Annotated in this window: 21 protein-coding genes; 8 read left to right on the forward strand and 13 right to left on the reverse strand. The window is 51.0% G+C overall.

The features are described from left to right. Positions 1-33 precede the first annotated feature (33 nt). The 4 genes from rpoD to rpsU all read right to left on the reverse strand — a co-directional run bounded on the left by rpoD (position 34) and on the right by rpsU (position 4,973). Entirely contained in the window at positions 34-1,917 is a 1,884-nt protein-coding gene (gene rpoD / locus ACJJID_RS19455) for an RNA polymerase sigma factor RpoD (RefSeq protein ID WP_444920884.1), read from the reverse strand. A gap of 195 nt (positions 1,918-2,112) precedes the next feature. Further along, positions 2,113-4,086, reverse strand: a complete 1,974-nt coding sequence (gene dnaG, locus ACJJID_RS19460; protein ID WP_444920885.1) for a DNA primase — start codon at positions 4,084-4,086, stop codon at positions 2,113-2,115. Between the two features lie 24 nt (positions 4,087-4,110). After that, on the reverse strand, positions 4,111-4,557 hold the full coding sequence (locus ACJJID_RS19465; RefSeq protein WP_444920886.1) for a GatB/YqeY domain-containing protein: 447 nt from the start codon (positions 4,555-4,557) through the stop codon (positions 4,111-4,113). A 200-nt stretch (positions 4,558-4,757) separates the two neighbouring features. After that, on the reverse strand, positions 4,758-4,973 hold the full coding sequence (gene rpsU / locus ACJJID_RS19470) for a 30S ribosomal protein S21 (protein WP_020411530.1): 216 nt from the start codon (positions 4,971-4,973) through the stop codon (positions 4,758-4,760). A 173-nt stretch (positions 4,974-5,146) separates the two neighbouring features. Between rpsU and tsaD the strand changes: the two genes are divergently transcribed. From tsaD to folK, 3 genes are read left to right on the forward strand one after another with little or no spacing between them, the layout of a single operon-like run. Continuing rightward, positions 5,147-6,181 carry a tRNA (adenosine(37)-N6)-threonylcarbamoyltransferase complex transferase subunit TsaD gene (gene tsaD / locus ACJJID_RS19475; RefSeq protein WP_444920887.1) on the forward strand — a complete coding sequence of 345 codons (1,035 nt, stop codon included), beginning with the start codon at positions 5,147-5,149 and terminating at the stop codon, positions 6,179-6,181. A gap of 43 nt (positions 6,182-6,224) precedes the next feature. After that, positions 6,225-6,614, forward strand: a complete 390-nt coding sequence (folB, locus tag ACJJID_RS19480; protein ID WP_152450989.1) for a dihydroneopterin aldolase — start codon at positions 6,225-6,227, stop codon at positions 6,612-6,614. A 2-nt stretch (positions 6,615-6,616) separates the two neighbouring features. Continuing rightward, positions 6,617-7,108 (forward strand): 2-amino-4-hydroxy-6-hydroxymethyldihydropteridine diphosphokinase, encoded by a 492-nt coding sequence (gene folK, locus ACJJID_RS19485; protein ID WP_444920888.1) that lies wholly within the window; start codon positions 6,617-6,619, stop codon positions 7,106-7,108. A gap of 70 nt (positions 7,109-7,178) precedes the next feature. Here folK and ACJJID_RS19490 read toward each other — a convergent pair whose 3' ends face one another. Next, entirely contained in the window at positions 7,179-8,291 is a 1,113-nt protein-coding gene (locus tag ACJJID_RS19490; RefSeq protein WP_444920889.1) for an NADH:flavin oxidoreductase, read from the reverse strand. A 148-nt stretch (positions 8,292-8,439) separates the two neighbouring features. Here ACJJID_RS19490 and ACJJID_RS19495 point away from each other — a divergent pair, with 148 nt between their 5' ends. Then, positions 8,440-8,901, forward strand: coding sequence for a winged helix-turn-helix transcriptional regulator (locus ACJJID_RS19495; protein WP_444920890.1), 462 nt, complete (start codon positions 8,440-8,442; stop codon positions 8,899-8,901). 21 nt (positions 8,902-8,922) lie between these two features. Here ACJJID_RS19495 and ACJJID_RS19500 read toward each other — a convergent pair whose 3' ends face one another. From ACJJID_RS19500 to ACJJID_RS19520, 5 genes are all read right to left on the reverse strand, one after another. After that, positions 8,923-9,981: a type 1 glutamine amidotransferase domain-containing protein gene (locus ACJJID_RS19500; RefSeq protein WP_444920891.1), complete on the reverse strand. Its 1,059-nt coding sequence runs from the start codon at positions 9,979-9,981 to the stop codon at positions 8,923-8,925. Positions 9,982-10,183: 202 nt separating this feature from the next. Continuing rightward, the gene (locus ACJJID_RS19505) at positions 10,184-11,431 is read right to left on the reverse strand and encodes a sensor histidine kinase (RefSeq protein ID WP_444920892.1); all 1,248 of its coding nucleotides are present in this window, start codon (positions 11,429-11,431) and stop codon (positions 10,184-10,186) included. Continuing rightward, entirely contained in the window at positions 11,415-12,110 is a 696-nt protein-coding gene (locus ACJJID_RS19510; protein WP_444920893.1) for a response regulator transcription factor, read from the reverse strand. Before ACJJID_RS19510 ends, ACJJID_RS19505 begins: the two co-directional genes overlap by 17 nt. 87 nt (positions 12,111-12,197) lie before the next feature. After that, entirely contained in the window at positions 12,198-12,935 is a 738-nt protein-coding gene (locus ACJJID_RS19515) for a pteridine reductase (RefSeq protein WP_444920894.1), read from the reverse strand. Then, on the reverse strand, positions 12,919-14,139 hold the full coding sequence (locus ACJJID_RS19520; RefSeq protein WP_444920895.1) for a multifunctional CCA addition/repair protein: 1,221 nt from the start codon (positions 14,137-14,139) through the stop codon (positions 12,919-12,921). The genes ACJJID_RS19515 and ACJJID_RS19520 overlap by 17 nt, the downstream gene beginning before the upstream one ends. A gap of 532 nt (positions 14,140-14,671) precedes the next feature. On the opposite strand from ACJJID_RS19520, the gene ACJJID_RS19525 reads away from it, so the two are divergent. Continuing rightward, entirely contained in the window at positions 14,672-15,244 is a 573-nt protein-coding gene (locus ACJJID_RS19525; protein ID WP_444920896.1) for a helix-turn-helix domain-containing protein, read from the forward strand. Positions 15,245-15,326: 82 nt separating this feature from the next. Here ACJJID_RS19525 and ACJJID_RS19530 read toward each other — a convergent pair whose 3' ends face one another. The 3 genes from ACJJID_RS19530 to ACJJID_RS19540 all read right to left on the reverse strand — a co-directional run bounded on the left by ACJJID_RS19530 (position 15,327) and on the right by ACJJID_RS19540 (position 20,304). Beyond that, positions 15,327-16,916 carry a SpoVR family protein gene (locus ACJJID_RS19530; RefSeq protein ID WP_444920897.1) on the reverse strand — a complete coding sequence of 530 codons (1,590 nt, stop codon included), beginning with the start codon at positions 16,914-16,916 and terminating at the stop codon, positions 15,327-15,329. Further along, the gene (locus ACJJID_RS19535) at positions 16,910-18,193 is read right to left on the reverse strand and encodes a YeaH/YhbH family protein (protein WP_444920898.1); all 1,284 of its coding nucleotides are present in this window, start codon (positions 18,191-18,193) and stop codon (positions 16,910-16,912) included. The genes ACJJID_RS19530 and ACJJID_RS19535 overlap by 7 nt, the downstream gene beginning before the upstream one ends. 188 nt (positions 18,194-18,381) lie before the next feature. Further along, positions 18,382-20,304, reverse strand: coding sequence for a PrkA family serine protein kinase (locus ACJJID_RS19540; protein WP_444920899.1), 1,923 nt, complete (start codon positions 20,302-20,304; stop codon positions 18,382-18,384). A 354-nt stretch (positions 20,305-20,658) separates the two neighbouring features. On the opposite strand from ACJJID_RS19540, the gene galE reads away from it, so the two are divergent. The 3 genes from galE to ACJJID_RS19555 all read left to right on the forward strand — a co-directional run bounded on the left by galE (position 20,659) and on the right by ACJJID_RS19555 (position 23,367). Then, the gene (gene galE / locus ACJJID_RS19545) at positions 20,659-21,687 is read left to right on the forward strand and encodes a UDP-glucose 4-epimerase GalE (RefSeq protein WP_444920900.1); all 1,029 of its coding nucleotides are present in this window, start codon (positions 20,659-20,661) and stop codon (positions 21,685-21,687) included. 142 nt (positions 21,688-21,829) lie between these two features. Beyond that, positions 21,830-22,408 (forward strand): ABC transporter ATP-binding protein, encoded by a 579-nt coding sequence (locus ACJJID_RS19550; RefSeq protein ID WP_444920901.1) that lies wholly within the window; start codon positions 21,830-21,832, stop codon positions 22,406-22,408. Further along, on the forward strand, positions 22,405-23,367 hold the full coding sequence (locus tag ACJJID_RS19555; RefSeq protein ID WP_444920902.1) for a hypothetical protein: 963 nt from the start codon (positions 22,405-22,407) through the stop codon (positions 23,365-23,367). The genes ACJJID_RS19550 and ACJJID_RS19555 overlap by 4 nt, the downstream gene beginning before the upstream one ends. The last annotated feature ends 208 nt before the right edge of the window (positions 23,368-23,575 follow it).

Genomic DNA, 23,575 nt, shown 5'->3' on the forward strand with positions numbered 1-23,575 from the left:
AAGCCCGGTCGAGCCGGGCTTTTTCGTGGGGGCTTACTCGTCGAGGAAGCTCCGCAGGTGCTCCGATCGGGATGGGTGCCTCAGCTTGCGCAGGGCCTTGGCCTCGATCTGGCGGATACGTTCACGGGTTACATCGAACTGTTTACCCACCTCTTCCAGAGTGTGGTCAGTGTTCATGTCGATACCGAAGCGCATACGCAGTACCTTGGCTTCACGCGCGGTCAGGCCTGACAGCACGGAGCGGGTGGCGTCGTGCAGGCCGGTCTGGGTGGCGGTGTCTACCGGGGAGGACTGGTTTTGGTCTTCGATAAAGTCACCCAGATGCGAGTCTTCATCGTCACCGATAGGAGTCTCCATAGAAATGGGCTCCTTGGCGATTTTGAGGACTTTGCGCACCTTGTCTTCCGGCATATCCATGCGCTCGCCCAGCTCCTCTGGCGTGGGCTCGCGACCCATTTCCTGCAACATCTGGCGGCTGATACGGTTGAGCTTGTTGATAGTCTCAATCATATGCACCGGGATACGGATGGTGCGCGCTTGGTCTGCGATGGAGCGGGTAATGGCCTGGCGAATCCACCAGGTGGCGTAGGTGGAGAACTTGTAGCCACGACGGTATTCGAACTTGTCTACCGCCTTCATCAGGCCGATATTGCCCTCCTGGATCAGGTCGAGGAACTGCAGTCCGCGGTTGGTGTACTTCTTGGCAATGGAAATCACCAGGCGGAGGTTAGCTTCCACCATTTCCTTTTTGGCGCGGCGGGAGCGGGCCTCGCCGATGGACATGCGGCGGTTGATCTCTTTGATCTGTGCGATATCCAGGTTGGCGCGCTCTTGGCACTGGGCCAGTTTGCGCTGCGCGCGGACGATGTCGTCCACTACATGACGCAGTGCGTCAGAGTAGTCGCGCTTTTTCTTGATGATCGCGGGGATCCAATCTTCGTTGGTCTCGTTGCCGGGGAATTCCTTGATAAAGGTCTTGCGCGGCATGCGAGCACGCTTGATACACAGGCTCATAGTGACGCGCTCTTGCTCGCGTACACTATCGAGGATATCGCGTACTTCACCGTAGAGTGGATCGAACTGACGCGGAGCCAGCTTAAAGTAGCGGAATACTTCGGCGACGGCTTCCAGAGCGGTACCGGCTTCCTTGGAGTCGCGGCCGTGGGCGGCGATGGCTTCATCGGCAGCTTTCTGCGCGGCGATTAGCGCATTCATGCGCTCAGCCAGTTCCTCAGGGTCTAGTCCGCCAGCGTTCTCTTCCTCTTCCTCGTCGGAATTGTCGTCGGCGTCGTCGTCGGAGTCATCGCCATCTTCGCTGTCGCTGTCGGAGGAATCGCTGCTGCTCTCGCTTGCTTCAGCTGCTTGGCCGGCTTGGGCTCCAGGTGGCACGTCTTCGGCGGGGTCGAGCCAGCCGGAAATTACGTCTGGGATACGGCGCTCTTCCTTCTCGATCAGTGCGTACTCATCGATGATTTGCTGTACTGCGCCAGGCCAGTAGGCGAGGGCGGCCATTAGCTCGCGCAGGCCCTCTTCGATACGCTTGGCAATGGCGATTTCGCCCTCGCGCGTGAGCAGCTCTACGGTGCCCATTTCGCGCATATACATACGTACCGGATCGGTGGTGCGGCCTACATCGGACTCAACTGCGGCCAGTGCGGCGGCAGCTTCGGCAGCGGCGATTTCGTCGGCGGAACTGTCGCCCTCGGCCATCAACAACTCTTCGGCATCCGGTGCGCTTTCGAACACCTTGATACCCATGTCGTTGATCATGCCAATAATGTCTTCCACCTGATCTGGATCGGAAATATCTTCCGGGAGGTGGTCATTTACCTCGGCATAGGTGAGATAGCCCTGCTCTTTACCGCGGGCGATCAACTCCTTAATGCGGGAGGTTTGTTGCTGGGTTTTGTCGGTCATGCACAACCCTGAATTCTGGGGATGAAAATACGGGACAAAGACGCGGGATTATAGCGTATTTGCACTAGCAATAACCACTCTAGCTGTCAAGTAACGGCTCTGGTGCGAAGTTTAGGGTGCTGGGGTTCCCGATCCCGCCCGGCGGGGTGAGTGAATATAGTGCTGAGACCGCAGTTTTCAAGGGGTTATTGCAGATTAATTGTCTTTTTTGCGCCAATTGGCTAATAAAGCCAGTTGTTCTTCCTGGCTGAGCTGGGCACCGGCTTTTAACTGAGCTAAAAGATTGCGATTGCGCTGTTTGGCATCGGACTTTTCCAGGTGGCGCAGACAGTCGCTGAACTCAGCAAGGGGGTCGTATTCCAGGTTGCTGTCTCCTTGGGCCAGATGGCGAACCCCGGATACCAGAGGGGATATGGCCAGCTTTGCCAATATATCGCTGGATTCAGCACCGTGATGGGCGCGCCAGTGGCCGATCAATTGGCGGAAGTTAAGCTGTGGACGACTTTTGAAAAGCTCCACCAGTTGTGCAAATAGCACCAGGTCTGGGTTGCCGGTGCTGTGGAACTGTTGCAAGTCCTCAATCTCTGCGGCCAGCTCCGGGTGGTGCAGTATCAATGCCACCAGCATACGCTCAGGGGGCAGGCGGTACTGGCCTGTGCGGCGCGGGTTGTCCACGAGAGTGGGGGAGTGTTCTGGATGAGCCTCCCCTTCGCGGGGCCAGGGTTCTGGTGGGGTGCGGTGCTGGAGCCCCTCACTCAGGTCGGCAGTGGGGTTTGGGGCAGAGCTGGGGGTTGCGGGCTGTGCTTGTGCCCGCTGTATCTGGGCGTTACGGCTTTTCTCCGCGCGAATCACCTCCTGTAGAGTCTCCTTGTCGAGACCGGTACGCGAGGCGAGCTGCTGGAACATCAGTTGGCGGTAAACGCCTTCTGGCAACAAATCCAGCAGGGGAGCAGAAAGCTTGGATAGGCGTGCGCGGCCGTCCATGGTCTGCAAGTTGATATCTTCGCTGAGCAGATCGAAGAGGAAGTCCTCCAGCGGGCGCGCCTGCTCTTCTATCAATTGTTGGAAGCGTTCGCCGCCCAATTGGCGAACCAGGGTGTCTGGGTCTTCTCCTTCCGGTAGCAACAAAAAACGCAGGCTGCGGCCGTCCTGCATATGGGGTAGGGCGGACTCCAGTGCCCGGCGCGCTGCGGCGCGGCCGGCGCGGTCACCATCAAAGCAAAAAAGCAACTCACTGGTGTGCCGGAAGGCCAGCTGGATGTGCTCCTCGCCGCAGGCGGTGCCGAGGGTGGCTACGGCGCAGCGAATACCGAACTGAGCCAGGGCTACCACATCCATGTAGCCCTCTACCACGATCAGGCGTTCCAGATTGCGATCGGCCTGGCGCGCTTCCCACAGGCCGTAGAGTTCGCGGCTCTTGTGGAAAATTGGGGTTTCCGGGGAATTGAGGTACTTGGGTTTTTCGTCCCCCAGCACCCGTCCACCGAAGGCAATAGTGCGACCGCGCTGGTCGCGGATGGGGAAGATAATGCGGTTGCGGAAGCGGTCGTAATGGTGGCGCCCGCCGGGCTTGCTGTTGCCATCGCTGTCCTGGCGGCGGATAACGAGCCCGGCCAGCTCCAGCTGGTCGGCTTTCTCTGCGTTATCTGCTAGGGCATTGAGCAAATTATCCCAGCCGGGAGGGGCCAGGCCGATATCAAAATCTCGTGCGATTTCCCCAGATAGGCCGCGATTGCGCAGATAGGCTACGGCGCTGCCAGCAGCGGGGTGGCCACGCAGCTGTTCCCGGTAGAACTCGGCCGCTTTTTCCGCGAGCTGGTAGAGGCTCTGGCTTTCCCGTTGGCGTTTCTCCTGCCCTGGAGCGAGTTGTTCTCGAGGAACTTCCAGGCCACGGGTGGCCGCCAGTTTCTCTACGGCTTCGGGAAATGGCAGGCGATCGTACTCCATCAGGAAGCCGATCGCGTTGCCGTTGGCGCCGCAGCCGAAGCAGTAGTAGAACTGCTTGTCTGGGCTCACGGTAAAAGAGGGTGTCTTTTCGTCGTGGAAGGGGCAGCAGGCGGAGTAGTTTTTTCCGGTCTTGCGCAGCTTTACCCGGCTGTCCACCAGCTCGACGATATCTGCGCGGGCGAGCAGATCGTCGATAAAGTGCTGGGGGATCTTGCTGGGCATAGTGTTCCGTAATCGGGTTGGAGGTTAGGCCAGCTGAGCCTTAACCAGTTTGCTCACCGCACCCATATCTGCACGGCCCTGCACCTGGGGCTTCACCTGGGCAATCACTTTACCCATGTCCGCCATGCCGCTGGCTCCGGTACTTTGCACTGCAGAGGTGACGATCTCGCTGATTTCTTCTTCGGTCAACTGCTTGGGCAGGAACTCCTGGATAACCTCGATCTCGGCTTGTTCCACCGCTGCCAGCTCCGCGCGGCCGGCCTTTTCGTACTGGGTGATGGAATCGCGGCGCTGCTTGGTCATCTTGTCTAGCAGGGCGAGGATGCGTGCGTCATCCAGATCGATGCGCTCATCCACTTCAACCCGCTTGATCTCAGCATTGATCAGACGCAGGGTGGCCAGGCGCTCTTTGTCGCGCGCTTTCATTGCGTCTTTAGTGGCTTGAGTCAGAGTGTCCTTGAGAGTGCTCATAGTGAGTGTTCCGGGATTGGCATTGATTGTGGTTTAGAGAGTTGAGCGCTAAGGATAGCGCGTCTGCCGTGCTTGGAGAATGCGGTTGGCAGAACGAAAAACGGCGCGCGAGTAGGGCTCGCACGCCGTTTTGAATACCGCTACGGGGCTGAGCCCGTCTGGCTGCCTCGCTGCGACAGGCTTAATGCTGCCTGCGGCTCTTAGTAGAGGCGCTGGAACTTGCGGTTTTCGCGCTGCAGCTTCTTGGCGTGACGCTTAACTGCGGCAGCAGCTTTGCGCTTACGTACTGCGGTCGGCTTCTCGTAGAACTCGCGACGACGTACTTCAGACAGTACGCCTGCTTTTTCACAGGAGCGCTTAAAACGGCGCAGAGCGATATCGAAAGGTTCGTTGTCTTTGATTCGTACAGAGGGCATTAGGATACCTGTTAAAATTCGTTTCTCTCGGCCATTCCGGCAATGCTCTCGCAGTTGCATCCGGTGGCCGGTTCACAGCGAGGGCGCAAATTCTAAACACTCCCATACGGGATCGCAACCCTATTTTCCAGTATGATAAGCACCCCTCGAAGTAGTCACGAGAATGAAATCAAGTGCGCGTCCTCGGTATAGAAACCTCCTGCGACGAAACTGGCGTTGCAATCTATGATTCGGAGTCTGGTCTGCTCGGCCACGCTCTGTTTAGTCAAGTTGATTTGCACGCCGATTACGGTGGTGTAGTGCCTGAGCTGGCGAGCCGCGACCATGTGCGCAAACTCTTGCCGCTGGTGCGCCAGTTAATGGCTAAAACCAATACCCGGCCCTCCGACCTGGATGGCGTAGCTTATACTGCCGGCCCAGGCCTGGTAGGCGCTTTGATGGTGGGCGCCTGTGCCGGCCGTGCCCTGGCCTATGGCTGGGATGTGCCCGCCGTGGCGGTGCACCATATGGAGGGGCATTTATTAGCTCCGATGCTGGAGGATAATCCACCGGCCTTTCCTTTTGTGGCCTTGCTGGTCTCTGGTGGCCATACCCAATTAGTCGAAGTGCGCGGCCTTGGCGACTATGAATTGATGGGGGAGTCCCTGGACGACGCCGCCGGTGAAGCCTTCGACAAGGCCGCCAAGATGCTCGATCTGGATTATCCAGGTGGTCCGCGCCTGGCAGCCTTGGCTGAGAAAGGCGACCCCAAGCGCTTTACCTTCCCGCGTCCTATGACTGACCGACCGGGGCTGGATTTCAGCTTTTCGGGATTAAAAACCTTTACCCTGACCACTGTACGTCAGCACGCCCTCGAAGATGGCCTGCCGGATGAACAGACTTGCGCAGATATTGCGGCAGCTTTCCAGGAGGCGGTCGTGGATACTCTAGTGATCAAATGCCGCCGTGCAATTAAAGCCTCCGGTTATAAAACTCTGGTGATTGCCGGTGGGGTTTCCGCGAATAAATTGTTGCGTGAGCGTTTGGAAACGAGCCTGCGCAAGGACGGTGCCAATGTCTACTATCCCCGTCATGAGTTTTGCACCGATAACGGCGCTATGATCGCCTATGCCGGTAGTTTGCGATTGAAAGCTGGGGAACAGACGAGCCTTGCAGTAGATGTACGCCCGCGTTGGCCTATGACTGAGCTGCCCAAAACTGAGCTTTAAAAACTCCAGGGATAGCCTGGTAGTAAAAAGAAAAGAGCGATCAATGGATATTGTTTATATACGGGATTTAAAGGTGGATACCATTATTGGTATCTACGATTGGGAGCGGGAAGTACGCCAGACTGTTAGCCTTGATCTGGAGATGGCTTTCGATATCAGTGAAGCGGCACGCACAGACAATATTGAGTACACACTGAACTACAAGGCGGTGGCCAAGCGCCTGATCGCTTTTATTGAGAGCAGCGAATTCCTGTTGGTGGAAACCATGGCGGAACAGGCTGCGGCAATTGTCAGGGAAGAGTTTTCTGTAAGCTGGCTGCGACTGCGTTTGTCCAAGCCGGGCGCGGTCAGAGGGTCCAGGGATGTGGGTGTCATTATCGAGCGCGGCGAGAGGCCGGCAATAGGTGCAGCAGCGATGTCTGCGGGAGTATAAACGTGGCTCAGGTGTATCTCAGCCTCGGCAGTAATATCAATCGCGCGCAATATATCCGCGCAGCGCTGGATGCCCTGGCCGGGCGGTTTGGCGAATTACAGGTGTCTCGGGTCTTCGAAAGTGAAGCGGTGGGTTTCCAGGGCGATAATTTTTACAACCTGGTGGTGGGGTTGCAAACTGACCTGCCGGTAGGGCAGCTGGCCCTGTGTCTGCGAGGTATTGAAGATGCCAACGGCCGCCTGCGCTCAGGGCCCAAGTTCAGCGCGCGCACCCTGGATATTGATATTCTCACCTATGATCACCTGACCGGAACTGTCGACGGGGTAAAATTGCCTCGAGGTGAGATTGTAAAAAATGCCTTTGTTTTACAGCCTCTGGCAGAGATTGCACCTGAAGTACTGCATCCGGTCGAGCAGAAAACTTACCGTCAGCTGTGGAATGAGTACGACCAGGCTTCACAAAAATTGTGGCCGGTAGAATTTATTTGGCCGTGATTCCAATAATTTTTTAAAAAATGTAGATAAAAAAAGCAGCCCTTTGAGGCTGCTTTTTTGTTAGGAGTAATTAACTTAGGCTCATCAGTGCTTCTTTGGTAAACGGCGTGATTTCCTCCGCGCGATCTTCACGCACCTTGGCGAACCAGTGTGGGTCTTGTAATAGTGCGCGGCCAACGGCAATCAGGTCGAACTCCTGGTTATCCATACGGCGGGTCAGTTCGCCTAGATCGGTAGGGTTGGCGGTACCGCCCATGCCCTGGTTGTTGCCGCCGATAAAATCATCGTCCAGACCAACACTGCCGACAGAAATTACCGGTTTTCCAGTCAGCTCCTTGGTCCAGCCTGCCAGGTTGAGATCAGAGCCCTCAAACTCTGGCACCCAGAAGCGTCTTGTAGAGGCGTGGAAAATATCGACGCCGGCTTCAACCAGTGGTGTCAGGAAGCGTTTCAGTTCTTCCGGGTTTTGCGCCAACTTGGCTTCGTAATCCTGCTGCTTCCACTGGGAGTAGCGCAGCACTATGGCGAAATCTTCGCCTACGGCTTCACGCACCGCTTTGATAATTTCCACTGCAAAGCGGGTGCGATTTTCGATGGAGCCACCGTACTCGTCATCGCGCTGGTTGGTACCTTCCCAGAAAAACTGGTCGATCAGGTAGCCGTGGGCGCCGTGAATCTCTACACCGTCAAACCCAATTTCCTTGGCTGCTTTCGCCGCGTACGCAAAAGCTTGTACAACTTCCTGGATGTCCTCTTTGCTCATCGCCTGGCCATTGGGCTTGCCGGGTTTGAACAAGCCTGAGGGGGAGTAGCCGGGCACTGATTTATCCGGGCCTATGCCCTCTTTGCGCACGGAGCCTACGTGCCATAACTGCGGGATAATCTGGCCATCGGCAGCGTGCACTTCGTCTACCACTTTTTTCCAGCCGGCGAGAGCGGCTTCACCGTAGATTGCCGGTACATTCTCGTAGCCGTTTGCGGCTTTATGATTAACGAAGGTACCTTCGGTAATAATCAGTCCCACTTCACCTTCAGCTCGGCGGCGGTAATAGCCGGCCACTTGGTCATTGGCTGCATAGCCCGGTGACATAGTGCGGGTCATGGGGGCCATAGCGACCCGGTTGCGCAGCTTTAGGGATTTATGCTCGAAAGGACGCAGTAGGTTGTCCAGGGAACCACTCATATTTCTCTCCTGAATTGCTCGATTCAACGCTGGGACTCACTGGTCCCACTAGGCCACAATTAAAATGGTTGCGTTATAAGACCTTATTTTGAGGCTGAGTTCAATATCTGGTTTCGTATTGCAACTCTTTTTCCGGTACACTAGGGGTATGTCACGTAAACGCTTTGATGATCTCGATTGTTCCCTGGCCTGTGCACTGAATGAAGTGGGAGACTGGTGGTCCCTGCTGATAATTAAGCAGTCGATGCTGGGTACCCGTCGTTTTGTGGATTTCCAAAGAAACCTGGGAATCGCCAAAAATATCCTTGTGGATCGGTTATCCCGTCTGGTGGAAAACGAGGTGCTGGTGCGCTTTGATGCGGGAGAACACGGCACTCGCTATGAGTACCGCTTAACGGAAAAAGGCCGGGACCTGTTTACGGTGGTAATCGCCCTGCGCCAATGGAATCTGCGCTGGAACGGCAATAAAGATGGGATGCATCTGGTCGATAAAAACAGTGGTGAGCCTATCTCCGAAGTGGCTGTGCAGAATGCCCAAGGGCAAAAACTCAGCATCCGCGATGTATTATTTGTGGATGAAAATGGCCAGCCCCTAGAGCAGGCTGGCTAGCTGGCTTTTTGAGGGGCTCTATCAAGCCTGGCTCTTGGACAGCAGTCTGATTATGTCCAGAGCCCTGCCCGGCTCCCAGCGCATAGCAGAGACAACGCCGTGCATGGCCAGTAGGCGCTGGTCTATTCCCCCTTCCTCCTGAAGCTTCTGTAATTTCTCTGTGGCCTTGGTATAGCCGTGTTGCTCATAAGTGAGCAGCAATTTGACAGTCTGCTCCGCCGGAGTGACTTGGCGTGGAACTGGGGTATACCCCATCGCGTTTACCATACTCTCAGCCGCCAGCCAGGTGGACCAGGGGTTTTGCCCGGTAATAAGCTGGCCATCCACGCTGACTTGTTCCAGGTAAGTGGGCCCAGCCTGAAAAAACGCGCCTTGCTCGCGTAAGCGATCCTCCAGCAGGAAGGGAAATCGTTGCTGGGCGTCGGGGATAAGAAATAGCTCCTCTTCATTAGTAAAAGCACTGATCTGCCGGTCGGCGATTAAGGGCTTGCCATTATCCAGAGTGACATTGGCAAGGGCTGCTGGCCCGTGGCATACCGCTCCGATAATTTTGCCGCTGCTATAGAGGTCCCGTACCAGGGACTGGATATGGGGATTGTCGGGGAAATCGAACATGGTGCCTTTACCGCCGACAAAAAATACAGCCTGGTAATCCTCTGCTGATACCTGATCGATAGGAATACTGTTGTTGACTTTTTGTTGTGCCTCCGGGTCATTGAGAAAGGCATAGTCGAAAGGCCCCAGATCATCTTTATCGATCACCGCAGGCGGTTTGCCGCCTTTGGGACTGGCAACATCGACAATAAATCCGTTGGCTGAGAAGATGTAATAGGGGCGTGCCAGTTCCGTTAATTCATAACCAGTTGCCTTGCCACTATCTCCCATGGCTTCAGTACTGGTGACAACAGCTAAGATTTTTCCTCGGCTTTCCCTGGGTAATTGTTGTAAATACGGCAGGTCACTGACTGTCGTAGTGGAAAAGTCCTGCTCTTGGGGTGGAATTAGGCCCTTAATCCAAATAAAAAAACCAAAAAAGACGGATAAAGTCAGTACCAGGGAAATAACAATTTTCTTCAACATATTAATCTCCAAAATTGCAGTAGCAGACGGAAAATCTTCTAGTGAGTTCGTAGGAGAATAAGGGGTGGAAGGTGAAATTCAGGTGAGATTGTAATTGCTATTTAGGAAGAAAGAAAAAGCTGCGCTCGAGATCGTGTAAGGTATGGATGCCGATTCACTGTGCACCTCGAGCGCATACGGTAAAAATTTGAATCTTAGAACGCTACTGTGTAAAAGATAGAGCGCACTGATAAATATTGTTTCGACATTGGATTGAGATGGTCCAATTTAAGGCTTCACAGATTCTCTTGGCCAGGAAAAGGCCTTGACCAATACCGTCACTGCCTTCCCTCTTTTGGCCGGGCAAGAGGGAGGTTTCTAGATCTAATTGGTTGTCTGTGGCGTTCTCAAAAAAGAGTGTGTCCCCCTTATAGTTAATAACCAACTCAGGGCTAGTAGCGTGCTGTAATGCATTGCTGATTAAGTTGTCGAAGAGCAGACTTACCAGGTGTCGATTGGCCAGGACTCTGACTTTGTGCCCTAACTTTAAATCAACAATAAACTGCTTTTGTACAATCACCTGGTGTTGAACTAAAAGACGCTCCTCTAGTAAAGCGCGCAATGGGATATCTTCGGGCTGTAGAGACTCAGAGCGGGCGAGGGCTAGTAGTGTCTTAACGGTTTCTTCCATACCGGTAATAGTTTCTAGTAGCTCATTTTTCTCAACTAAAGTTATTTCCCGATTTTTACTGAGAGCCAGTGTGCTTTTCAGAATGGTTAGCCCGGTGCGCAACTCATGGCTTGTATCCCGGGTAAACTCGGTTTCCCTGCGCAATGTAAGCTTTAGCTGGTTAAGTGTATCTTGCAACGTATTTGCGAGATAACCGATTTCGTCTTGTTCATTGCTGTAAGGTAGGGAAATTTGAGAATCGCAGTTTCTCTGCTGCTGAACTGCTTTAGCAAGGGTTACTACAGGCGCGATGGTTTTACGGGAAATACGATAAGCACAGTAGAGGGCTAGGAGTAGGGTCAAGATACAGGCGCCGGCAAAGAGCCAGAGAAGTTGCGAGGACTGCCGGGTGACAGTGAGTAATTCACTGACTTCAGCTACGAGAACGGCGGAATGGTTGTCCGGAAAATGTACTCTGCGTAAATGGAAGTGATGTTCAGTATCACTAAACCATTCTACTTTTTCCGCATGATTTGGTAGGGCAGTGCGCAGTTCAGTAGGAATTACTTTGCTTTCAGTGTAAAGCGTTAAATAGGGTAGGCGTGGCTCTGGGGTCGCATTAGTCAGTCTTGCCTGCTGTTCGAGGTAGCGGACTTCTCCGGCCAATAAATTATCGAGTAAATGGTCTTCAACTACATAGGCCACCATCATACAGATGGCAAAAAACACCAAGCATAGCAGCAGGGTAAAACTGCCAAAAATAGCGAAGACCTTCCTCTGTAAATTACTGGTTTCGCGCATTGGGAACTTCCAACTGATAACCGAGATTGGTGATGGTTTTCAACATAGGAACCTGGAAAGGCTTATCCAATGTTTGGCGAAGACTATAAATGTGGGATTTCAAGGCGTCTGTTTCTGGGGGTTCATCACCCCAAATATGATGGATGATTGCCGAGCGGCTTACTGGTGCTGGCGACGCCTGGGCGAGCATAGTGAGAATGCGAAAACCGATAGTTGTTAGGGGCAGAGGTTGTTTGTCCCGGTAGGCCGTTTGCTGGCGCTGGTTAATCTGTAAATCACCGACCTTAATTTCTTCACTGGTATGCAGCTGGTGTCTACGTGCCAGGGCGCGGCATCTCAGTATCAGTTCCCTTGGTTCGAAGGGCTTACATAAGTAGTCATCGGCACCGATACCAAATCCGCGTTCTTTATCTGCGAGAGCATCTCGGGCCGTTAACATCAGAATTGGCATATTAACTGGCGCTTGTGCCTTGATCTTTTCGCAGACCTCCAAGCCATCCATATCCGGCAGGCCCAGGTCGAGAATGATCAGGTCGAAGATTTGTTCCAGGGCCAGCTGTAAACCCTGGCGGCCCCGGTGGGCATAATCTATCTGCCAGCCCTGAGCGTGCAGGAATTCGGCAAGCTGGCGGGCGATAGTAGGGTTATCTTCAATCAGCAATATCTTCAGTGAGCGCACCGGCAAATCTCTTGTGGCAGAGGACGTTACAAAACATTCTGACAGAGTGCCGGTGAAATTGAAGTGAAGCCCCGTTGTTGGACTGTTTTAGATATTGAGGTTGCGGCCGCCGTCAACAGCAATAACCTGGCCGTTGATATAGGGGGCGTCACAGACCAGGAAGCGCACGGTCTTGGCGATATCGCTGGGGTCACCGGTTCGGGCCAAAGGAATGCGCTGGGTGATTTGTGCTTTCTTGACTTCGTTAGTTGCCTCTTGCTCTGGCCAAAGAATGGCACCGGGTGCGACTGCATTGACTCGGACCTGGGGCGCTAACTCCAGCGCGAGGCTTTTTGTCAGCATTACCAACCCAGCCTTGGCGGCGCAGTAAATAGTGTGCTCGGGCATCGGGCGCTCGGCGTGGATATCTGCCATATTAACAACGCAGCCCTGCTGTTGGCTGAGTGTTTCTTTCAGGGCCTGAGTGAGAAAGAAGGGGGCTTTGAGGTTACTGCCTACCAGACGATCCCAATCCTCCTCGGTCGCCTTTCCCACAGGTGTGGGGTGAAATGCTGAGGCATTGTTGACCAGAACATCAATACGGCCCCAGGCCTCTTGCGCGCGCCGGGCCAGATTGGAACAGGCTTCGGCGCTATTCAATTCACTGTGTAAGGCTATGGCAGAATTGGGTCGGAGTTGGTTTAGCTCGTTTGCCAGGGTCTTGGCAGCATCAGCCGAGTGGCGATAGTGAATAACAACCCGGTGGTCTTTATGCAGCTCTTCGGCAATTGCACGACCCAAGCGTGCGGCGGCACCGGTAATCAACACATTACGCAATGTAGTCATCCTTTACTTTGGCGATTGCCTTGATGCGCTCCCGGTCCAGTGCCTGCCCCAGCTTCGCACCCTGGTAGCCCTGTTTAATCAACTCCTCGGCAGTTACCGCCGATGCTGCTTCGCGGGCTGCACGTAAAAAGTCCACCTGTGGATAATCCCTATTCTCCAGCCCCTCACGACCTCGGGCATCTGCCTCACAGGCGCGTAGAAAGTTTTCAAATCGCTCTGGACGTCGCAGGGCATCCAGACTGCGGATCATTTTCATAATGGTCTGTGGGCGCAATTCGAAGGCCCTGTGGCAATGCAGGTGGTATTGGCAGACACCGATGGCCAGAGCAGTCAGTTCCTTTGGGGTGCGCCAGCGCTCACAGACAGCCTGCACCAGGGGAACTCCGGCGGACTCATGACCGGTATGACTGGGGAGGGTTTCATCGGGAGTGAGGCCTTTACCCAAGTCGTGTAGCAAGACGGCGAAGCGCACTGGCAGCTCGGCGGGGGCAGTGTGGAGAGCCAATAAAACATGCTCGCCAGTATCTACCTCGGGGTGGTGTCTGGGAGGTTGGGGGACGCCGAATAGGTTTTCCAACTCAGGAAGCAGGATGGATAGGGCTCCGCACTCCCGTAGTACACGGATAAAAATATCGGGGTCTGGTTCAGTTAAAGCACGGCTGACCTCTTTCCATACTCGCTCGGCCACCAAATATTCAACCTCGCCGGCCTCTACCATCTGCCGCATTAGGGCCATGGTTTCGTCGGCGACAGTAAACCCAAGGTGATGATAACGCGCCGCAAACCGGGCTACTCGCAATACACGCAAAGGGTCCTCTGCGAAGGCCGGGGATACGTGGCGTAACAGGCGGGCCTGCAGGTCTTCCTGACCTTTGTAGGGGTCGATTAGCTCCCCGTCTTCTGTCTCGGCCATGGCGTTGATGGTGAGGTCACGGCGCAGCAGGTCCTCCTCCAGAGTAATATCCGCTGTGGCATTGACCGTGAAACCGCCGTAGCCGTGCCCGCTTTTACATTCTGTACGGGCAAGGGCGTACTCCTCCCCGGTTTGTGGATGCAGAAAAACCGGGAAATCTTTCCCCACTGGGCTGTAGCCAAGGCTACGCATATGCTCAACATCGGTGCCCACCACTACCCAGTCGCGTTCTGTTACTGGACGGTTGAGCAGTTTGTCACGAACCGCGCCGCCAACAAGGTAAATCTTCAAGTGAAACTCTCCACTACCGGAGAAAGTGATTCTTTGAAAAGGGGTTGCACTGCCATAAATCCATTGGTTCCGGCACAGTCCACCAACTACTTGGGGGACAATATTAGGTGGGAAGTAAAGACTGGGATTTGGGCAAGATAAAAAAAAGGCCCCGAAAAAACAAGGGGGCCCAGGGTCTTAGGGTATTCGCTTAGCAAACATCTAATTGCCAATAGCGGGATAACTGACTTGCCGGCCATGCCCGCTGGAGAGGATCTGGCGACACAGATGTACCGCTAAATCTGGGGTCATTCTATGAGACCTGTCATACCTGTCAACTATATCTTTTAGTATTTTTTGAGGGGGTTGTTTCGCTGTTCGTTAACTAGATACATGGACCGAATTTCGGGCTGGTTTTGCAGCATTGAACAGCATAATTTATAGGGGCGATCCTGTTGGGCAGGATAATTTCGCGCCTGGCTTCGGGGGAAGGAGTCGGGGCTCGTGAGGTTGACCTGGCCGTCAAGGACTGCAGTTGTTGGGGAGAATAAATATGAGCGAACTACATGTGCTAACCACCGGGGAAGCGGCTCGGTATTGTGGGGTCAATTTCCGAACGGTGATTCGCTGGATTGAGCGGGGGCAGCTCAAGGCATACAAACTTCCGGGGCGGGGCGACCATCGTATTTGTGTAGAGGACTTCGTGGGCTTCCTACGGGATAACTCTATGCCGGTGCCAAATGACCTGGCGGTACCCAGTCGCAAAGTACTGTTGCTGACAACAGATCCAGAGCTGACTTCTTCAGGCCTGCAGGCGCTGAAAAATATTGGCTGTGAAATTGAGGTAGCTGGTGACAGCTTCTCCGCAGGCATTTTAATGGCTAATGCCAAGCCGGCGCTGTTGGTAGTTGATGCCGCCCTGGTGGGCGATGGGGGGTTCCTGGTACTGGATTACCTGAGATCGCGCAGTGAGTACAGCAACTTGGGTATCCTCGTTGTAGCCGCCGAAGAAGATCTGGATAAAGCGCGCTGGCTGGATGCGGGAGCGGATGCCCTTCTGGCTCATCGTGAGGAGCGCGGTGAATTGGCTGCTAAAGCTAGACTGTTATTAGAGGCCGATCACTAAGCAAAGCTTTTCTGCTTAGATTTATTCCTGGTCATCTGCCCCATTGCACGGGAGCTCTTTTAAAAAGCTCCCCTGTAAAGGTTCAGATGGGTTTTGGAATAAGCATTGACTCCTCTTCTCCCTCCTGCCTGTCGCGGCCCTGTTCAGGGCAGTGGTAGCTCGCCGTAATCTCATCCCCGTTGAGACTGTTTAGGTGAATATCAAAACCCCAAAGCCTGTGCAGGTGCCGTAAAACTTCTGGTGTTTCTTTGCCCAGTGGACGGCGGCGATGTTGGGTATGGTTTAGGGTGAGTGAGCGGTCTCCCCGGGTATCTACAGAGTAAACCTGGATATTAGGCTCCCGGTTACCTAAATTATATTGGCCAGCAAGGTTTTCCCGCAACTGTCGGTAGCCGCTGTCGTCATGGATTGCGCTGACAACAATTTCATTTTCCTGGTCGTTGTCACTGATACAAAAGAGTTTCATATCACGCATTACTTTTGGGGAGAGAAACTGCAGAATAAAGCTCTCGTCCTTGAAATCGCGCATGGCAAACTGCAGTGTTTCTCGCCAATTACTCCCAGCAATATCTGGAAACCAGCGACGGTCTTCATCGGTAGGGTCTTCACAGATACGCCTGAGATCACTGAATATGCTGAAACCCAGAGTGTATGGGTTGATACCGTTGTAATAAGGGCTGTCAAAACTGGGTTGATAAATCACATTGGTATGGCTTTGTAAAAACTCGATCATAAAGCCTTCCGTGACACGACCACGCCGGTAGAGCTCTGTCAGTAGTGTGTAGTGCCAGAAAGTGGCCCAGCCTTCGTTCATTACCTGAGTCTGACGCTGTGGGTAAAAATACTGTGCGAGCTTGCGTACGATACGTACCAATTCCCTTTGCCAGCCCTCGAGTAGGGGAGCATTTTTCTCAATAAAGTAGAGGATGTTTTCCTGGGGCTCTTCCGGAAAACGTTTTTCATTGGATTCTTCAGCGCCGTCCCCTAGTTTTGGGATCGTTCGCCAGAGATCGTTTAGTTGCCGTTGTCGATACTCCTCACGCTCCTGTTGCTGGCGCTCTTCTTCGATAGCAGAGATGGGGTACGGTCGTTTATAGCGGTCAACGCCGTAATTCATCAAAGCGTGACAGGAATCCAGTACGGCCTCGACCTCATCAAGACCATGGCGCTCTTCGCAGCGGGAAATGTAATTTTTAGCGAAAATCAAGTAATCGATAATACTACTGGCATCGGTCCAGGAGCGAAAAAGGTAATTTCCCTTGAAGAAAGAATTATGCCCGTAGGAGGCGTGAGCAATGACTAGGGCCTGCATCGTCATAGTGTTTTCTTCCATGAGATAAGCGATACAGGGGTTAGAATTGATAACAATTTCGTAAGCGAGCCCCATTAGCCCACGCTGATAATTATTTTCAACGCTGATAAATTGCTTGCCGAATGACCAGTGGTTGTAGCCCACTGGCATACCTACCGATGAGTAGGCATCCATCATTTGCTCAGAGCTAATTACCTCAATTTGATTGGGATAAGTATCCAGGCCGAATTCGTCAGCTAGTTCGCCGATAGCGCGGTCATATTCCTGGATTAACTCAAAAGTCCACTCTGAGGTGGTAGAGATAGGGTTTACAGACTCTGGTTTTTGCGAGTCGTTACCGCTGGCAAATGTGTCTAGCATCGAGCGGTTACCTTCTGGCTGAACAGTTGACGGAATACAGGGTAGATATCCTGCACATCCACAATTTGCTCCATTGCGAAGTGATTGGGGAACAGTGCGCGGACACTTTCATACTCTTCCCATAGGGCCTGGTGGTCTCTAGGGGTGATCTCCACATAAGAGTAATACTGTACATGGGGCATGATGTCGTCGATAAGGATGCGATGGCAGGTGCTGGAGTCATCATTCCAATTATCGCCATCGGAAGCTTGGGCGCCGTAGATATTCCATTCACTGTCCGGGTAGCGCTCCCGCATAATTCGTCTCATTAGCTTTAAAGCGCTGGAAACAATGGTTCCTCCGGTCTCGCGGGAGTAGAAAAATTCCTCCTCGTCCACTTCCTTTGCACTGGTATGGTGGCGGATAAATACGACTTCTGTGTATTCATAACTGCGTTGCAAGAAAAGGTAGAGCAATAGGAAAAAGCGTTTGGCCATATCCTTGGTGGCCTGATTCATGGAGCCAGATACGTCCATAAGGCAGAACATCACCGCACGTGAGCGTGGTTTAGGCTGCCGGATTAGCAAGTTATATTTCAGATCAAAATCATCGAGGAATGGCACCCGACCAACTCGCCTCCGCAACTCGTTAATTTCACTTTTTAGAGCTTCTATCTTGCGTTGATCACGCAGAGCGGACTCTTTTTGCTCTTCGAGCTCCAGAGATTCTTCTAGATTGCGGATATGTCTTCTTTTACTGCTGGTTAAGGCGATACGGCGTGCATGGGCGGCTCTAAGGGAGCGAATAACATTAAGGCGACCAGGAGTGCCTTCGTTACTGATTCCTGCCCGAACCACTTGAAAGGACTCATTGCCGGCGAGTCGCCGTTTGATCATATTGGGCAGCTGTAATCCTTCGAACATAAAGTCCAGGAACTCTTCCTGGGAAATCTGGAAGACAAAGTCATCGACACCCTCGCCGCTATCACTGGCACCGCCACCATTACCATCGCCACCTTTAGGGGGCTGACGAGGTATACGATCTCCTGCGGTAAATTCTTTATTGCCGGGAAGAACCCGTTCAGTATGTCCACCATTACCATGGGAAAATAGTGGTTCGCTGATATCTCGGGTGGGAATACTGATACGTTCGCCCTTATCCATATCCATGATGGAGCGGCTGTTCATGGCGTCGCCAACAGCTTTTTTAATATGGGCCTTATAACGCCTTAAAAAACGCTGGCGATTGACAGTACTTTTCTTTTTCCCATTTAGGCGGCGGTCGATGATGTAGCTCATATTTCTGCCTTTAGTCTGAATAAAACCATCTGGCAAAGGCCACCAAGCAATTTATTCAGAAATACTCGTTCTGGCTATTGGGGCTCCGATAGGAGCCCTAAGTAGTTGTAGCTTGTCGACTCTACAGAGAGAGAAATACTCTCGTTTATATATTTGAGAGTCGCTGACATTAACCTTAACAAATCCACTTACTGTGATTTACGCACTCGCAGATACCACTCTGATAACAGTCGAACCTGTTTCTCTGTATAGCCACGTTCCACCATACGGGCAACAAAGTCCGCGTGCTTGCGTTTGTCATCCGCTGAGGCCTTAGTGTTAAAGGAAATTACTGGTAGGAGGTCCTCTGTGTTGGAGAACATCTTTTTCTCAATGACGGCGCGTAGTTTTTCATAGGAGCGCCAGTCTGGGTTTTTTCCTTGGTTATTGGCTCGAGCGCGTAGAACAAAATTGACAATTTCATTGCGGAAGTCTTTTGGATTGGAAATGCCTGCAGGTTTTTCTGTTTTCTCCAGCTCCTCATTTAGTGCACCTCGGTCAAGAATTTCACCTGTCTCAGGATCCCGGTATTCCTGATCTTGGATCCAGAAGTCGGCATAGGTAACGTATCGATCAAATAAGTTTTGTCCATATTCGGCGTAAGATTCAAGATAGGCGGTCTGGATTTCCTTGCCGATAAATTCTACATATCTAGGCGCTAGGTATTCCTTAATAAAACCGAGATAATTTTCCTGTATTTCCGGAGGGAACTGTTCTTGTTCGATTTGTTGTTCCAAAACATAGAGTAAATGCACTGGATTGGCCGCCACTTCTGTGGCATCAAAATTGAAAACTTTGGAAAGTATTTTGAAGGCAAAGCGGGTAGATAACCCATTCATGCCTTCATCGACACCGGCATTATCCCGGTATTCTTGGATGGTTTTCGCTTTTGGATCGGTATCTTTGAGATTTTCTCCGTCATAGATACGCATTTTTGAGTAGAGGCTGGAGTTCTCTGGGTTTTTAACACGTGAGAGTACGGAAAACTGAGCCAGCATTCTTAAGGTGTCCGGCGCACAAGGGGCTTTTGATAGGGAGCTATTTTCCAAAAGCTTTTGATAAATCCTGATTTCTTCATGAACCCGTACGCAATAGGGCACTTTTACAATGTAAATTCGGTCAAGAAATGCTTCATTGTTCCGATTATTCCGGAAGGACTGCCACTCAGACTCATTGGAGTGAGCGAGAATAGTTCCATTAAATGGTATCGATCCAAGTCCTTCTGTGCTGTTGTAGTTACCCTCCTGGGTTGCGGTAAGCAGTGGATGGAGAACCTTAATTGGAGCCTTAAACATCTCCACAAATTCCATCAGACCTTGGTTGGCACGGCAAAGACTGCCTGAGAAACTGTAGGCATCTGGGTCATTTTGAGGGTAATCCTCAAGCTTTCGAATATCAATTTTGCCAACTAACGAGGAAATGTCCTGGTTGTTTTCATCACCGGGCTCTGTTTTAGAAATAGCAACTTGATCGAGGATCGATGGACGGATTTTCACTACTCTGAATTTACTTATGTCACCTTTGAATTCATGTAGGCGCTTAACCGCCCAGGGAGACATGATGGTATTTACATAGCGTCTTGCAATGCCGTAATCCTCCTCAAGGATGCGACCATCTTCATTCGGAGAGAACAAGCTAAGTGGAGACTCAAAAACCGGGGAGCCCTTGATCGCGTATATGGGGACCTGCTCCATAAGCGCTTTGAGGCGCTCCGCTAGGGAGGACTTGCCGCCACCGACAGGTCCTAGTAAATAGAGAATTTGCTTTTTCTCTTCTAAGCCCTGAGCTGCATGGCGGAAGAATGAGACGATCTGCTCTATGGCCTCCTCCATACCATAGAACTCGCTGAAGGCTTTGTAACGCTTAATAACTTTATTACAGAAAATACGTGATAGACGGGGATCGCGAGAGGTATCAATCAGTTCTGCCTCGCCAATGGCCATCAACATCCTCTCAGCGGGAGAAGCATAGGCGCTGCGGTCCGTCTTACAGAGTTCCAGGTATTCTTGGATACTGAGCTCTTCATCCTGGATTGACTCGTATCTTTCCAGGTAGTGATTAAAAATTGTCATAATATTTACCTCCCTGTAGCCTGGTGGGCAGAGTCCAGCGTCCTGCTTATCATTTGGAATCAGAGCACTGACTAGTTGTTTTGAAGACTGTATGTGCTGCTCGTTCCACAAAGTGGGTGGTTGGCGGTTATCCAGTCATTCCTTGCTAGAGAGTTGCCCGGCATAAAGCACTATTCATTATCGCCGTTGCTAACCTTGTTCTTCCCCGAGTCCGATGAAACAGTCCCGGCTTCTCCAGCATAGCTTTCTGGTTCAATACGGCACGGGATTAGCGTCCGGAAAGGTTGAATTTAATGGCAGTTTTAGTTTTTACTTAAGGCAAACGGGAAGTGTACAGATTTGAGAGGAGTTGAAATGGCGATTTTAGTGACTGGCGGTGCTGGTTATATTGGTAGTCATACCTGCGTAGAATTATTGTCGGCAGGTTTACAGCCAGTTGTCGTGGATAATCTGTCCAATAGCAACCGTGAGGCTTTGCAACGAGTAGAGTTGATCACCGGTAAAGAGTTACCTTTCTTCGATCTGGATATTTCTGATAAACATGGGCTTCGCCAAGTATTTGTAGATTTCAACATAGAGGCAGTAATTCATTTCGCTGGGCTTAAAGCAGTGGGAGAGTCTGTAAGCCAACCTCTGCGTTATTACCAAAATAATGTTGCTGGTACCCTAGATCTAATGGACGTGATGGAGGAATTTGACGTTAAAAAAATTATTTTCAGTTCATCAGCCACGGTTTATGGTGATCCGGAAACGGTACCAATTCTTGAGGGATTTCCTACTGGCGCCACAAACCCTTATGGCTCAAGTAAGCTGATGGTTGAGAATATAATGAAGGATATCTGCGCTGCGCCAGCTAGCCAGTGGAAAATTAGCCTTCTACGCTACTTTAATCCAATCGGTGCTCATGAGAGTGGTCGAATTGGTGAGGATCCTAGTGGGATACCTAATAACTTGCTGCCCTATGTTTCTCAGGTTGCTGTGGGGCGGCGGCCATTCCTACAGGTCTTCGGAGATGACTATCCCACGGTAGATGGTACCGGTGTTAGAGATTATATCCATGTGGTAGATCTTGCTCGAGGCCACTTGGCTGCATTGAACATGCTGAGTAAAGCCTCAACTCAAGTGGGGTGCTATACCTACAACCTTGGTACGGGTAAAGGAAGTTCTGTATTGGAAGTAGTGCGAGCATTTGAGGCTGCTAGCAGCAAACCTATACCCTATAAAGTTGCACCACGTCGCCCAGGAGATGTTGCTGAATGTTATGCAGATTCTGCGTTGGCGGAGAGTGAACTTGACTGGAAGGCTGAGTATAGCTTGGAGCGAATGGTCGAAGACACTTGGCGTTGGCAGTCCCAAAATCCAAATGGTTACGAGACTAAGTAACACTCTTTTCTGAGTGAAATCTGAGCAATGGGAGGGGACCACTGCTTTAATCTCTCACCAGTTTTTGCGGAACTATTAATCTTTTAAAAAGTCTTTACTTCCTGTTATTGAGGATGATTCTTCTTTAGGGAGTGAAGACGCATTGAATAGATTGTTACTTGATAGCTTAAGTATTCATAGGGGAGCAAAAAGAATTGTTACAGATTTTAGCTTCTCAACTACTAGTCAGATAATAAAAGTATCTGGGCGCAATGGCTCAGGAAAAACAAGTCTCTTGTTAGGGATATCAGGTCTGATTCCTATTTCATCCGGTAGAATTAACATTCTTGGAGAAAGAAGAAGGTCTGGCAGGAGAAGAATGTGTGGAGTATTTTCAAATGCAATTTTACTTCCTGAATATTTATCCGTTAAAGAGATTTTGTCTGCTTGTCAAACTCCAATTTCTAGCCGATTGAAAAACTTTGAAGAAGAATTTCTGTGCAATATTCATTCTTGCACAAGAGTTACAGATCTATCCGAAGGGCAAAAAAGAAAGGTAGCCATAGTTTGTTCCTTACGTAAAGAACGGGGAGCCCTATTGTTAGATGAGCCTTTCAATGCTCTGGATAAGAAGGCTAGGGAAGCTTTAGTAGGGCATCTATCAGATTATTCCGGAATGCTTGTTTATACGAGTCATAGTGAGGTTTCCTTTTCAGCAGGGGAGGCGGAGATTACATTATGAAGGTCTCTGTACAGGATTTGTTGTCAGCAGGATTTGTACACAGACTTAAAAGTTGGATTGAAGCAAATCGATGGTTGTTAATAGGGCTAGCTTCTATATTGGCCCCTGCAATGCTTGTGATCCACCTCCCTGTAAGCTTGTTATTGACAGGAGAGGGTGAGACTGTAGACGTTTCTCTCTTTATACTATTAGTAATACACTTTGTTTTTGCTTTTTCAGGTATTTTACTGTCGCCGGTAAAAGCAGAATTAAATTGGTACCTAAGCTTTTTTAATGTTGAAGAGCTGGTTAAATCTCTCTGCTTGGTTCAGTTAAAATATAATCCATTCTTTTGGGGGGTATGGCTGCTACCCCTTTTAGTTTTGTGGTACCTGGACGAGTCATTCAGTCTCTTCGAATATCTCTTTTGGCTTTCTCTATTTTGTATCTTCCAAATGCTCTCTTTTTTTACTTTAGGAGTTCTCAGATATGGACAAGTTTTTTTTGCTTGGTTAAAGCCATTTAATATAAAGAGTGCGCGTTTAGTATACAGATTGCTGATGGCATTGGCGATCACCATTTATTGCTATGCATTGACAACTGCGAGTTTGCTGATTGCCTTACGTATTGCGCTGGTGGTAGGTTCAGCAATATTTCTTGCCTTTACAATTAATTCCATTCTTAAGGGTGAAGCCCAGGTCAGATTTTGGATGATGATTAATTCCTGCAGTGAGGGAATGATTTTAATTCAGGAGTACTTGAAGAGTCTTCTGGTAGCTATTCCCGGGGTACTACTAATCATCGTAATAAATGGGTTTGAATTGGTAGCCTATTTTTTGCTTTATATACTCGCTATAGCAATGCTCGTTTTACTTTCACTTAATAAAAATGGACGTATTGTTTTGGCTCCCCTATTAGCTTTCTTAGGAATGGTGTTGCTGAGTTTGTCGAGTTCTGCTAGGGCTGGGTTGGTAAATTAAGCAGATATCAATAGTGTTGTAAGTAGAGAGGAAAAGGTTCTTAGGTAATTCTAGGCTCTCAAACATTTTGTTCCTTCAATAGGGGGTAGACTGGTTACTATTCCGAATTATGAAAAATAAAGACTCTGACCGGTTGTAAGCTTTGAAGGAGAAGGCGTTAAAGTTTTACCCTCCCAAGGGCATGGCCTGAAGTATACTCTTTTGAACT

Source organism: Microbulbifer sp. CnH-101-G, from assembly GCF_052466775.1.